General features: G+C 63.9%; 12 protein-coding genes. 7 read left to right on the forward strand and 5 right to left on the reverse strand.

Annotated features, from left to right (window positions below):
* Nucleotides 1-312 precede the first annotated feature (312 nt).
* Genes AC1DU8_RS10875 through AC1DU8_RS10900 form a run of 6 tightly spaced genes read left to right on the forward strand, consistent with a single transcriptional unit; the run spans nt 313 to nt 6,329 of the window.
* On the forward strand, nt 313-1,341 hold the full coding sequence (locus tag AC1DU8_RS10875; RefSeq protein ID WP_477726725.1) for an ABC transporter substrate-binding protein: 1,029 nt from the start codon (nt 313-315) through the stop codon (nt 1,339-1,341).
* On the forward strand, nt 1,338-2,192 hold the full coding sequence (locus AC1DU8_RS10880) for an ABC transporter ATP-binding protein (protein ID WP_457278541.1): 855 nt from the start codon (nt 1,338-1,340) through the stop codon (nt 2,190-2,192). Before AC1DU8_RS10875 ends, AC1DU8_RS10880 begins: the two co-directional genes overlap by 4 nt.
* Nucleotides 2,185-3,024: an ABC transporter permease gene (locus AC1DU8_RS10885; RefSeq protein WP_457278542.1), complete on the forward strand. Its 840-nt coding sequence runs from the start codon at nt 2,185-2,187 to the stop codon at nt 3,022-3,024. The genes AC1DU8_RS10880 and AC1DU8_RS10885 overlap by 8 nt, the downstream gene beginning before the upstream one ends.
* 28 nt (nt 3,025-3,052) lie before the next feature.
* The gene (locus AC1DU8_RS10890; protein WP_457278543.1) at nt 3,053-4,405 is read left to right on the forward strand and encodes an LLM class flavin-dependent oxidoreductase; all 1,353 of its coding nucleotides are present in this window, start codon (nt 3,053-3,055) and stop codon (nt 4,403-4,405) included.
* Nucleotides 4,405-6,006, forward strand: coding sequence for an FAD-binding protein (locus AC1DU8_RS10895; RefSeq protein ID WP_477726726.1), 1,602 nt, complete (start codon nt 4,405-4,407; stop codon nt 6,004-6,006). Before AC1DU8_RS10890 ends, AC1DU8_RS10895 begins: the two co-directional genes overlap by 1 nt.
* Nucleotides 6,003-6,329 (forward strand): 4Fe-4S binding protein, encoded by a 327-nt coding sequence (locus AC1DU8_RS10900; RefSeq protein WP_477670794.1) that lies wholly within the window; start codon nt 6,003-6,005, stop codon nt 6,327-6,329. The genes AC1DU8_RS10895 and AC1DU8_RS10900 overlap by 4 nt, the downstream gene beginning before the upstream one ends.
* A gap of 197 nt (nt 6,330-6,526) precedes the next feature.
* On the opposite strand, the gene AC1DU8_RS10905 is transcribed toward AC1DU8_RS10900, so the two are convergent.
* From AC1DU8_RS10905 to AC1DU8_RS10925, 5 genes are all read right to left on the reverse strand, one after another.
* Nucleotides 6,527-7,465, reverse strand: coding sequence for a TauD/TfdA dioxygenase family protein (locus AC1DU8_RS10905; RefSeq protein WP_457278546.1), 939 nt, complete (start codon nt 7,463-7,465; stop codon nt 6,527-6,529).
* A 197-nt stretch (nt 7,466-7,662) separates the two neighbouring features.
* Nucleotides 7,663-8,799 carry a sigma-54 interaction domain-containing protein gene (locus AC1DU8_RS10910; protein WP_477726727.1) on the reverse strand — a complete coding sequence of 379 codons (1,137 nt, stop codon included), beginning with the start codon at nt 8,797-8,799 and terminating at the stop codon, nt 7,663-7,665.
* 24 nt (nt 8,800-8,823) lie between these two features.
* Nucleotides 8,824-9,618: a MetQ/NlpA family ABC transporter substrate-binding protein gene (locus AC1DU8_RS10915; protein ID WP_477726728.1), complete on the reverse strand. Its 795-nt coding sequence runs from the start codon at nt 9,616-9,618 to the stop codon at nt 8,824-8,826.
* Between the two features lie 171 nt (nt 9,619-9,789).
* Complete coding sequence (locus AC1DU8_RS10920) at nt 9,790-10,455, reverse strand: methionine ABC transporter permease (protein ID WP_477726729.1); 666 nt, start codon at nt 10,453-10,455, stop codon at nt 9,790-9,792.
* A 3-nt stretch (nt 10,456-10,458) separates the two neighbouring features.
* On the reverse strand, nt 10,459-11,520 hold the full coding sequence (locus AC1DU8_RS10925) for a methionine ABC transporter ATP-binding protein (RefSeq protein WP_477726730.1): 1,062 nt from the start codon (nt 11,518-11,520) through the stop codon (nt 10,459-10,461).
* Nucleotides 11,521-11,773: 253 nt separating this feature from the next.
* Between AC1DU8_RS10925 and AC1DU8_RS10930 the strand changes: the two genes are divergently transcribed.
* Nucleotides 11,774-12,373, forward strand: coding sequence for a DUF2239 family protein (locus tag AC1DU8_RS10930; protein WP_477726731.1), 600 nt, complete (start codon nt 11,774-11,776; stop codon nt 12,371-12,373).
* Nucleotides 12,374-12,540 lie beyond the last annotated feature (167 nt).

Genomic DNA, 12,540 nt, shown 5'->3' on the forward strand with positions numbered 1-12,540 from the left:
GGATGAAAGGGTTTGATCAGCGAATGCGCGAATTCGCAAAAGGCATTCCCGGTTTTAAATCAATTCACCGCCGCGCGCTGTAGGACTTCAGGACAGAAATACCCCAAGGTTCCGCAGCGCTGCCCGCTTCCCGTCAACACGCCAGGCCGCCTCTGCGCAAAACCAGACAGCACCCCAACAGCCGACTGCCCGGGATGCAGCAACAAAGCAACCCGGACGCCCTGAAAACCCCGAAATCACCCCTGAATCAGCCCGAAATCACTGGCATGGATGCTGCGATGTTGAGCCTGTCAACCACTCACTCCTCACGCCATGAATATCACTCGCTTCCTCGGTCTCACAGCTTTGTCGTTTGGCCTCCTGTCCACTCAAGGCCATGCCGCACCCCCACCTGAACGAACCGAAATCCGCTACCAGGGCTGGGCCGGCCAGGTCACCTGGATTGAGTTGGCCGAAGACCTGGGCTACCTTGCGCCGCTCAAGGCCAAATGGGTGGGCAACACCATCAGCGGCCCGCAAGACATCCAGAGCGTGGTCACCGGTGATGTCGACCTGGGCGGCGCCTTCAACGGCGCCGTCGTGAAGTTGCTGGCCAAGAAAGCGCCTATCAAGGCCGTGCTGGGCTACTACGGGGTGGACGAGAACACCTGGAGCGGCTACTACGTCAAGGAAGACAGCCCCATCAAGTCCGCGCGCGACCTGATCGGCAAAAAAGTCGCGGTCAACACGCTGGGCGCGCACCACGAGTTCATGGTCCGCGAATACCTGGAGCGCGCCAAGCTCAGCGAAGCGGAGGCCAAGCAGGTGACGCTGGTCGTCACGCCGCCGGTCACCGGTGAACAGGTACTGCGCCAGGGCCAGGTGGAAGTCACCACCCTGGGCGGCGTGCTGCGCGACAAGGCGCGGGAGCGCGGCGGCATACGCCCGCTGTTCACAGACCGTGACCTGTATGGCAACTTCACGGCAGGCTCCATCGTTCTGCTCAACAAATTCATCGAACAAAACCCCAACACCAGCCGCCACCTAGTGTCAGCCCTGGCGCGCTCCATTGAATGGGCGCGCAACACACCGCCGGCCGAGGTTCGGGCACGCTTCGTCAAGATCATTGACGGCCGCAAGCGCGCCGAAAGCGCCGACACCATCCAGTACTGGAAGAGCACCGGCGTGGCAGGCACGGGGGGCGTGATCAAAGACAAGGAGCTGCAGATCTGGATCGACTGGCTGGTCAAGGACGGCCTCCTCAAACCCGGCCAGGTCAAGCCCACAGACCTGTACACCAACGCTTTCAACCCTTATTTCAATGCTTCCAACAGCGGCGACAAGCTGGCGGTGGCCAAATGAGCGCCGCAAAAATCCGCTTCGAAAACGTCAGCAAGGAGTTCACCGTTCGCGCGGACGACGGTGGCGCGGCCAAACGGTTTGTTGCCGTGCACGACGTGACGCTGGACGTGCGTCCGGGCGAATTCCTGGTGCTGGTCGGGCCCAGCGGCTGCGGCAAGTCCACCCTGCTCGATTTGCTGGCCGGTCTGGCGCTGCCCACCAGCGGCCGCGTGCTGATTGATGGGCAACCCATCACCGGCCCGGCGCGCGACCGCGGCGTGGTGTTCCAGCAATACGCCCTCTTCCCCTGGCTCAGCGCACTGGACAACGTGGCCTTTGGCCTGGAAGTCGCGGGTGTCGGCAAACGCGCCCGGCGCGAGAAGGCCGCGCACTACCTGGAGCTGGTGGGCCTGACCGACTTTGCCAACCGCTTTCCGCATGAGCTTTCGGGCGGCATGAAGCAGCGCGTGGCCATTGCGCGCAGCCTGGCTTACGAACCGCAGGTGCTGCTGATGGACGAACCTTTTGCCGCGCTCGACGCGCAGACACGCGAAACGCTGCAGGAAGAGCTGGTCGAAATCTGGCAACGTACCGGCAAGACGATTGTGTTCATCACGCACGGCATCGACGAAGCCGTGGTGCTGGGCCAGCGCGTGGCGATCATGACCACCCGGCCGGGCCGCATCAAACAGATCGTGGACATCCCCGAATCCTTGCGCAGCGGCACCGACGACGTGCGCTCGCTGCCGCTGTTCGGCGAGCTGCGCCACGAAATCTGGTCGCAGCTGCATGACGAGGTGGCTTCCGCCCGCCGCGAGCGCCGCGCCCGTATTTCCTCACAACCCATCCTCAAGGAAATCGCCCATGTCTGATATTGCCCTGAACGCGGGCGCCGCACCGCTTACCCTTCACACGCCGCCGCTCTGGAAACGCCTGCAGGCACAAGTTGCCAACGCCACCTGGCGCTCCGGCCTGATCGTGGCGCTGGCCCTGCTGTGGGAATTGGCGCCGCGCCTGGGCCTCACCGACCCGACCTTCCTGCCGCCGCTCAGCGAGGTGCTTGCCGCCGGCTGGGCATTGGCACTGAACGGCCAGCTGTGGGAGCACACCTCCATCAGCCTGGCCCGTTCGCTCGGCGGCTTGCTGCTGGCCATCGTGTTCGCGATTCCGCTGGGGCTGGCCATCGGCTGGTACCGGCGCCTGGGCAACACGCTCAATCCGCTGATTGAGCTGTTGCGCAATACCGCGCCGCTGGCATTGCTGCCGGTCTTCCTGCTGCTGCTGGGCATTGGCGAGGTGTCCAAGGTCTCCATCGTGGTGTATTCGTGCGCCTGGCCCCTCTTGCTCAACACCATCTCGGCCGTGCGGCAGGTGGATCCGCTGCTCGTGAAGTCGGCCCGCACCATGGGCGTGACACCGCGCCAGCTGTTCCTGAAGGTCATCCTGCCGGCTTCCGTGCCCACCATGTTCGTGGGCATCCGCCTGGCTGCGGCTTCGGCCATGCTGGTGCTGATTGCCGCCGAGATGGTGGGTGCCAAGGCCGGGCTGGGCTACCTGATCATCTACGCCCAGTTCAGTTTCCTGATTGCCGACATGTACTTCGGGATCATCGCCATCACCGCCATCGGGGTCACGCTGAACTTCGCGCTGCAGGCGCTGGAGCGTCACTTCACGGCGTGGAAGCCTGCTTCCACCCACAGCTGACTCCTTTACCCACAGAAAGACATCCCTCATGACTCAACGCAAACTTCGCCTGGGCGCATTCATCATGGCCACGGGCCACCACATCGCGGCCTGGCGGCATCCCGGCTCCCAGGTCGATTCGGGCGTCAATATCGACCACTACATTGAGGTGGCCAAAACCGCCGAGCGCGGCCTGTTCGACCAGGTGTTTGTGGCCGACAGCCCGGGCGTCGCATTCCACGGTACCGACGAAGCCTTTAGCCGGCAGGGCCGCGTGTCCTACTTCGAACCGGTCACGCTGTGGGCGGCCTTGTCGGCCGTGACGAAACACATCGGCTTCGTGGCGACGGCTTCCACCACTTATGAAGACCCCTTCCTGCTGGCGCGCAAGTTCGCCTCGCTGGACCACATCAGCAAGGGCCGCGCGGCCTGGAACGTGGTGACCACGGGCGCCGACAACGTCTACGGCAATTTCGGGCTCGACAAACACCCCGACCCCGAGGTGCGTTATGAGCAGGCCCATGAGTTCATCGACGTGGTGAAGGGCCTGTGGGACAGCTTCGAAGACGACGCCTTCATCCGCAACCCCGAAACAGGCAGCTACTTTGACCCGGCAAAGCTGCACGAGATCAACCACCACGGCAAATACTTCAAGGTGCAGGGTCCGCTGAACCTCGAGCGGCCGCCGCAAGGCTACCCCGTCATCGTGCAGGCCGGTTCTTCCGAACCTGGGCGCGAACTCGCGGCGGCCACCGCCGAAGCCATCTTCACGGCCTGGACCAGCCTGGCGGAAGCGCAGGCCTTCTACCGCGACGTGAAAGGCCGCCTGGCCAAGTACGGCCGTCGGCCTGAGCAGTTGCTGATCCTGCCTGGCATCTCGCCCGTGATCGGCCGCACGCAGGCCGAAGCTGAAGCCAAGTGGGCCGAGCTGCAAAAGCTCATCCACCCTTCAGTGGGGTTGAACACCATTGCTCAATTCTGGCCCGGCGAAGACCTCACGAAGTGGGACCTGGACGCCCCGCCGCCCTACATTCCCGAACCGCCCAAGGGCCAGAACAGCCGCGCTCACGTGGTGCTGGAGCTGGCGCGGCGCGACAAGCTCACCGTGCGCCAGCTGTATGAATACCTGGCGGGTGCACGCGGCCACTGGGTGGTAGTGGGCACACCAGAGACCATCGCGGACAAGATCCAGGAGTGGTTTGAAAACGGCGCCGCCGACGGCTTCAACGTGATGCCGCCGGTGCTGCCCGAGTCGCTCAACGATTTTGTGGACCTGGTGATCCCAGAGCTGCAGCGCCGCGGTATTTTCCGCACCGAATACGAAGGCAGCACGCTGCGCGAAAACCTCGGCCTGGACCGGCCCGTCAACCAGTTCGCCGTCAAGGCCCAGAAGGTGGCGTGATGGGAAGCCGCGACTTCAACTTCACCGCCCTCGCGAACGCGGCCGGCGCCCGGCAACACGATGCCGACGTGCTGGTCATAGGCGGCGGCCCCGCCGGAACCTGGGCCGCCATCAGCGCCGCGGCACAGGGCGCCAAGGTGGTGCTGGCCGACAAGGGCTACTGCGGCACCTCGGGCGCCACGGCGCCTTCGGGCACAGGCGTCTGGTACGTGGAACCGCAAGGCACGCAGCGCGAAGACGCCAAAGCCAGCCGCTACAACAAGGGCGGGCAACTGGCCGAACACGCGTGGATGGACCGCGTGCTTGAGCAGACCTACGCCAACATGCAGCAGCTGGCCGAATGGGGCTACCCCTTCCCGATTGGCGAAGACGGCGAGCAGCGCCGCACCTCGCTGCAAGGCCCCGAGTACATGCGCCTGATGCGCAAGCGTGCCAAGGAGGCAGGCGTGCGCATCCTCGACCACAGCCCGGCGCTGGAGCTGCTGGTCGACGACGAAGGCACGGTCTGCGGCGCCACCGGCCAGCAGCGCCAGACGCTCGAGCCCTGGGTGGTGCGCGCCGGCGCTGTGGTGATTGCCACCGGCGGCTGCGCCTTCCTGAGCCGCGCACTGGGCTGCAATGTGCTGACCGGCGACGGCCATCTGATGGCCGCCGAGGTGGGCGCCGATTTTTCAGGCATGGAGTTTTCCAACGCCTACGGACTGGGCGCGGCCTTTGCCTCCGTCACCAAGTCGCTGTTCTACCAATGGGCCACCTTCTACTACGAAGACGGCAGCGTGATTGAAGGCGCCGGCTCGGCTTTTGGCCGCAGCCTGATTGCCAAAACATTGCAGACCCAGCGTGTGTTCGGCCGTTTGGATAAAGCCGACGACCAGGTGAAAGCCTGGATGCGCACCGCCCAGCCCAACTTCTTTTTGCCCTTCGACCGCGCAGGCATAGACCCTTTCACCCAGCGCTTCCCCGTGACCTTGCGGCTGGAGGGCACGGTGCGCGGAACCGGCGGCCTGCGCATTACGGGCCGCGACTGCGCAACCTCTGTGCCCGGCCTGTATGCCGCCGGTGATGCTGCCACGCGTGAGCTGATCTGCGGCGCCTTTACCGGCGGCGGCAGCCACAACGCGGCCTGGGCCTTGTCGTCCGGGTTCTGGGCCGGCGCGGGTGCAGCGGGTTTCGCGCGCTCAAACCCGCATAGCGCCGCACGCGCGGTGCTGCGCGCCGGCGGCGTGGGCCTGCAGGGCACGGGCAGCGAACACACCGACAGCGAAGTCCTGATCCGGGCCGTGCAGGCCGAAGTGTTTCCTTATGAGCGCAACTGGTTCCGCAGCGGCGGCGTGCTGGAAGATTCTCTGTCGCGGCTCGACGCGTTGTGGCTGCGCCTGCGCCAGGCCGCACCGGCCGACAGGCAACAGGCGGTTCGCACACGCGAAGCCGCCGCGCTGCTGGCCCATTCGCGCTGGATGTACCGCAGCGCCCTGGCCCGCAACGAAACGCGGGGCATGCACCGGCGCCAGGAGCACGCCGCGCCCGACCCCACGCAACGGCACCGCCTCATCAGCAACGGGCTCGACGAAATCCGGGTCAGCCAGGAAGTGGTCGCATGATCGAGCTCATCAGCGCTTCGCAGTGCACCGGCTGCAACATCTGCGTGACGGCCTGCCCCACCAACGTGTTCGACGCCGTGCCCGGCGGCCCACCGGTCATCGCGCGCCAGGGTGACTGCCAGACCTGTTTCATGTGCGAGCTGTACTGCCCGGAAGACGCGCTGTTTGTCGCTCCCAGCGCCGATGAGTCCGTGCAGGTGAATGAAGAAGCCTTGCGCCACGGCGCCCTGCTCGGCAGCTACCGCAAAGCCGTCGGCTGGGGCGGTGGCCGCAAGTCGACCGCTTCGGACGACCACAGCTACCACCTGCTGCAGAGAGCCTGAGCCTCAACCCATCGCCACCATATGCTATTTATTTGATAGCTGGTGGCGCGCATTTTCATTGGCCTAGTGGCCGTTTTGATTGCTAAAAATGCATCAAAACGGCCATTTTTTTGCTCGAAAGCACAAAAAAGCCGGCGCGAAGCCGGCAAAAATGGCCGGCCGCACTGGCAGCACGGCCATGCCACACAAGAGCTCAATCAGGCAGCCACGGCCTCGGCAGGCACCACCGGTTGGGCGGCCTTCGGTGGCTGCGCCTGGCCGCCATGCACGCGTGAGCGGCGGCCGTCCACGCTGATCGGCACGTCGCCGGCCAGCGTGACGCGGCGCACGATGCGCTTCTGGTCGCCGTAGTCGTTGATGGCGTAGTGCTGCGTGGCGCGGTTGTCCCAGATCACCACATCGCCCTGAATCCAGCGCCAGCGCACGGTGTTTTCAAGACGCGTCACATGGCTTTGCAGCACCGACAACAGGTGCTGTGAATCGGTGCTGGAATAACCCACCAGCTTTTTCGCGAAATGGCCGAGCACCAGTGTGCGCTCGCGGGTTTCGGGGTGTACGCGCACCACCGGGTGCTCGGCTTCATGCAAGGTGCGGGTGAAAACCTCGCGGTAATGCCGCAGGCCTTCGCTCGACACTTCGTCTTCGCTGCGTGAGGCGGCGTAGTCGTAATCGTTGCCATGAATCACCCAGAGCTTTTCGGCCAGCTCGCGCAGCGCGGGCGGCAGGCCCTGGTAAGCCAGCGCCGTGTTGGCCCACACCGTGTCGCCGCCGGCGGGCGGGATCACCACGCCGCGCAGCACCGAGATCTTGGGCGGGGCCACGGCGAAGGTCACGTCGGTGTGCCAGGAGTTGGCACGCCCGCCGTGTTCCGAGTCCAGCTCAAGGATGAAACCCGTGCCCTGGCGCACCGGCACTGTAGGGTGCGGCACCGGCTCGCCCAGGCGTTTGGCAAACGCCTCCTGCGATGCGTCGTCCAGGTGCTGCTGGCCGCGAAAGAACAGCACCTTGTGCTTGAGCAGCGCCTGGTTCAGCGCGGTGATGGTGGCGCCTGGCAGGTCGGCAGACAGGCGCAGGCCGCGCACCTCGGCGCCAATGCGGCCGGCGACCGGGTGAATATCCACGGGCAATGTTGTCATGAAGAAGCTCCTTGTATCGTTGATAAAACGGGCGGCAGAAATGACGCTGCTGACAAGCTTCTACGCATGACTTGTGCCAGTGAAAACCGGGCACCGTACGGCTTTTTTTCAATCTCTTGCTGCAATCGAAGCAGCCGGGCAGGAGAGGGTGAGGGAAAGTGTTCAACGGCTGCTGTGAATACAGCACCCACCTGCAGTTACTGTGACAACGAAGCGGTTTGATCTTCTGCCACGTCATCAGTCTGCGCAGGTCGGTCGAGCAAACCATGGCGCTTGAGCAAGGTTCGCAGCACGTTGCGCGAAAGGCCCAGCAAGTTGGCCGTCTGCACCTGGTTGCCATGGCAGAAGTCGAAGGCCGTCCTCACCAGCGTGGCCTCGACAGTTTCAAACAGTTCAGGTTCGGCCTGGTTCATGCGTTGCAGCAGCACCACGCGCAAACTGTCGGGTGCAGCACCCTGCGTCGCTTCTGTTGAAACCTCTGCTACGGAAGCGGGTGCCGGCAATGCGGCCGGAGCCGCGCGGGACGCCAGGCGCGCAGAGCGGTGGATGCCCTGCAGGTCCGCGACATGCAGCGTTGCGGCCGGCGCGACGATGAGCGCGTAGTGGATGACGTTTTCCAGCTCGCGGATATTGCCGGGCCAGTCATGGGCCAGCAGGGCCTGCTCCGCCTCGGGCGAAATGCTGGCATCCCTGATGCCCAGGCGCGCGGCGTAGCTCGCCAGGAAATGTCGCGCCAACGGCAGGATGTCGCCGGGCCGCTCAAACAGCGGGCGCAGCTCCAGCGTGGCAACACTCAGGCGGTAGTAAAGGTCGGCGCGAAAGTGGCTGGCGTTCACCGCGTCGCGCAGGTCGACGTTGGTTGCGGCAATCAGGCGCACGTCCAGCGCAATCGGCTTGCGCGAACCGATGCGCACCACCTGGCGCTCCTGCAGCACGCGCAACAGCTTGACTTGCAGGCTCAGCGACAGGTCACCGATCTCGTCAAGGAACAGCGTGCCGCCGTCGGCCGCCTCAAACCAGCCGGCGCGGGCGTGCGCAGCGCCGGTGAAAGCGCCGGTTTCATGGCCAAACAGTTCGGCATCGATCAGCGATTCGCTGAAAGCGCCGCAATTGACCGCCACAAAAGGCCCGCTGCGTCCGCTGCCCTGGTGGATCCGGCGCGCCAGCAATTCCTTGCCGGTACCGGTTTCACCAATGATCAGGACCGTGGCTTCGGTGGGCGCGACCTGGTCGACGCGCTCCAGCAAGGCCAGCGAGCCGGGGTCTTCGAACACCAGCGCCTTGGCGCGAATCGACAAGGCGCCGGCATTGGGAAGGGTCAGCAACCGGCTCATGCCTTGCGCTCCGCCTGGCTACGCTCAGAACCCGGGCAGCACAGCGCCCTTGAACTCGGCCTGCACGTACTTGCGGATTTCTTCCGAGTGATAGGCCTTGACCAGCTTGGCTACCCACGGCTTGTCTTTGTCCTGCTCACGCACGGCCAGCAAATTCACATACGGTGACTTGGCGGCTTCCTGGGCAATCGCGTCCTTCGGGTTCAGCCCGGCGGAGAGCGCGTAGTTGGTGTTGACGGCCGAGGCGTCCAGGTCGTCCAGCGAGCGCGGCAGCTGTGCGGCATCGAGCTCCACAAACTTCAGTTTCTTCGGGTTCTCGATCACGTCGAGCGGCGTGGCTTTCAGGCCTGCGTCGGGCTTGAGCTTGATCAGGCCCTTGTCCTGCAGCACCAGCAGCACACGGCCGCCATTGGTCGGGTCATTGGGGATACCGAAACGGGCACCCTCCTTCAACTCGGCCAGGCTTTTGACCTTTTTTGAATAGAGGCCGATCGGGAAGTTGACGGTGTAGCCGACGTTGACGATCTTGTAGCCGCGGTCCTTGACCTGCTGGTCGAGGAAAGGCTTGTGCTGGTAGCTGTTGCCATCCAGGTCGCCGGCGGCCAGCGCGGCGTTGGGCTGGATGTAGTCGCTGAACTCGACGATCTGGATCTTCAGGCCGTCTTTTTCAGCGATCTTTTTGACCTGCTCAAAAATCTGCGCGTGCGGACCGGCGGTGACGCCGATCTTCAGCGGCTTGTCTTGCGCCAGCACGGCGCCGGTGAACGAGGCGGCCAGCGCGAGTGCGACGGCGGACTGGATGAAGATGCGTTTTTTCATGGTGTTTCCTTTTTTTGAAGATGAATGAATTTGTTTTTTTGCCCTGAAGGTCAATTTCAGGGCCATTTTTAAGAAATAAATCGGGCTCCAGCCCAACAGGAATCTGCGCGAGCAGCTATCAAAAACGTAGCAATCAACATCGCCGCGCATGGCTGTCATGGATGGACGGGGTCATCTGTGGCTCAACCGGCGCACGGCCCAGTCGCCCAGGCTTTGCACCGCCTGCACAAACAGGATGAGCACCAGCACCACAGCCAGCATGACTTCAGGCAAAAAACGCTGGTAGCCGTAACGTATGCCCAGGTCGCCCAGCCCGCCGCCGCCAATGGCGCCCGCCATGGCCGAGTAACCCGTAAGGCTCACAAAGGTGATGGTCAGGCCCGCGACGATGCCGGGCAGCGCCTCGGGCACCAGCACCTTGAAGACGATCTGCCGCGTGGTCGCGCCCATGGCCAGCGCGGCTTCGATCAGCCCGTGGTCGACTTCGCGCAGCGAGGTTTCCACCAGCCGCGCAATGAACGGCGCGGCCGCGATGGTGAGCGGCACCACGGCCGCTGCCGTGCCGATGGAAGAACCGGTGATGAAACGCGTCAGCGGAATGATGGCCACCAGCAAAATGATGAAGGGCGTGGAACGCACCGCATTGACAAGGCCGCCGACGACGCGGTTCACGCCAGCGTTCTGCAGCACGCCGCCCTCGTCTGTCAGCCGCAAAAACACCCCGAGTGGAATACCGATAAGAGCGCCGACCGCACCCGAGATGCCGACCATGACGATGGTTTCCCACAGCGAGCTGACAAAGAGCTCAAGCAGGGCTTGTGAAAAATTGCTGAACATCGCTTAAACCCTCCCGCCCACGGCCAGCTCACCGCCGACCTGGTCTACATGCACCCCAGCGCCGCGCAAATGCGCCACCGCCGCGTTGAGCTGCTCGCGTGCGCCGCGCGCAAACACTGCCAGCGAGCCGAAAGGCTTGCCCTGAATCTCATCGACCTGCCCGTGCACGATGGAGATATCTATGCCAAAGCGGCGAATCACGTCCGACAACAGCGGACGATCCGATTCGTCGCCCGCAAAGGCCAGCCGGAGCAGCTGCCCTTCTTCGGGGTGCTCGGCGCTCATCAATGTGCGTATGCGCGCCAGCACGCTGTCGGGCAAATCCTGCGGCACGATCTCGGCGATCAGGCTGCGCGTGGTTTCGTGTTGGGGGCGCGTGAAAACATCGATCACCGGGCCGCTTTCGACAATGCGGCCGGCGTCGATTACCGCCACGCGGTCGGCCACCTGTTTGATCACCTGCATCTGGTGCGTGATCAGCACGATGGTGAGGCCGAATTCCTTGTTGATCTGGCGCAGCAGGCCGAGGATGGAACGCGTGGTTTCCGGGTCCAGCGCCGAAGTAGCTTCATCCGACAGCAACACCTTGGGCCGGTTGGCCAGCGCGCGCGCAATGCCCACACGCTGCTTTTGCCCGCCGCTGATCTGTGCCGGGTAGCGGTCTGCCAGGGCGCTCAGGCCGACCAGGTCCAGCAAGGGCTCAACACGCGCCTTGATGCCCGCTGCCGACAAACCCGCAATCTCCAGCGGTAAGGCCACGTTGCCGTACACGGTGCGCGACGACAGCAAGTTGAAGTGCTGAAAGATGATGCCGATGTCGCGCCGGGCTACACGCAGTGCTTCGCCGTTCAGCGAAGTCAGTTCCCGGCCGCCCACCAAGACCTGGCCGGCCGTCGGCCGGTTCAGCAGGTTGACCACGCGCACCAGCGAGCTTTTGCCCGCACCGCTGCGGCCGATGATGCCGTAGACCTCGCCCTGGTTGATGTGAAGGTCGACGCCCCGCAGTGCTTCGACCGGGCCGCTGGGGCCCTTGTAGGTTTGAAAAATACCTTTGAGCTCGATCATGAAAATTCGCTAAACCTTGTCGCCCCTCACGGTTCTTGTGAAAACGTGTGAGGCTCTTTTTTGAACAGGACGCGAATTTAGCCGAGCTTTCCCCAAACTCAAAAGAATATTAAATAGACTAGTTAGATCATTAATTAGCTATAGAACCCGATTTACAGGCATTTACGCATTTTTCAGCCAAAACTTGATCATTTATACCCGGATGATATAAACTCCTCATTTGACCCGGACAAAATTAACCGTAAATGACTTTATGACCTCTACCATGATCGCCACTCCCCGCACCCTGACGGCCTTCGCCGGTTTCCAGCGCATTGCCTCAGGCCCGCGCCGCGAGCTGCTCGTGCAGTTGCGCGCTGCGCCCCAGCCGGCCGACATCCTGCTTCGCATATTCAACGATGCCAATGGGGAACGCCTGGACCTTGACCTGCGGCCCGACGCCGTGGATGCGCCCGACGACACGCCGCCCGACCTTCCCGCCGCCGAACACGAAGCACCGGTAACGCGTCCTGTGGGGCGCCCCCGGCTGGGGGTGGTTGCGCGTGAAGTCACCTTGCTGCCGCGGCACTGGGAATGGCTGAGCCGCCAATCCGGCGGTGCTTCGGTTGCGCTGCGCAAGCTGGTGGAAGAGGCGAGCAAGGCCAACGAGGCACGCGACGCGGTACGGGCCTCCCGCGAAGCCGCTTACCGCTTCATGGCGGAAATCGCAGGCGACCTGCCCGGCTTCGAAGAAGCCACCCGCGCCCTGTTTGCCGGCGACCGGTTGCGTTTTGCCAGCCTGGTCGAGCCCTGGCCTGACGACGTGCGAACCTACCTGGCGGCACTGGCCGCAGCCAGTTGGAGCGCCGCATGAAGCCGCCGGATCTTTCCGCCCTTGATCACCGGCTTGAAACCGAAGTGCGTGAGGGCGACGTGCGCGCGGCGGGCGAAATCGCGGCGCCACCGATTTCCGTAGCAGATCCGGTCCCGCCGCTGGCAACACAGCCCGCGGCGGCGAAACCCGCTTCGCACACCCGGCCC

This window comes from Polaromonas sp. P3_A5, assembly GCF_056403055.1.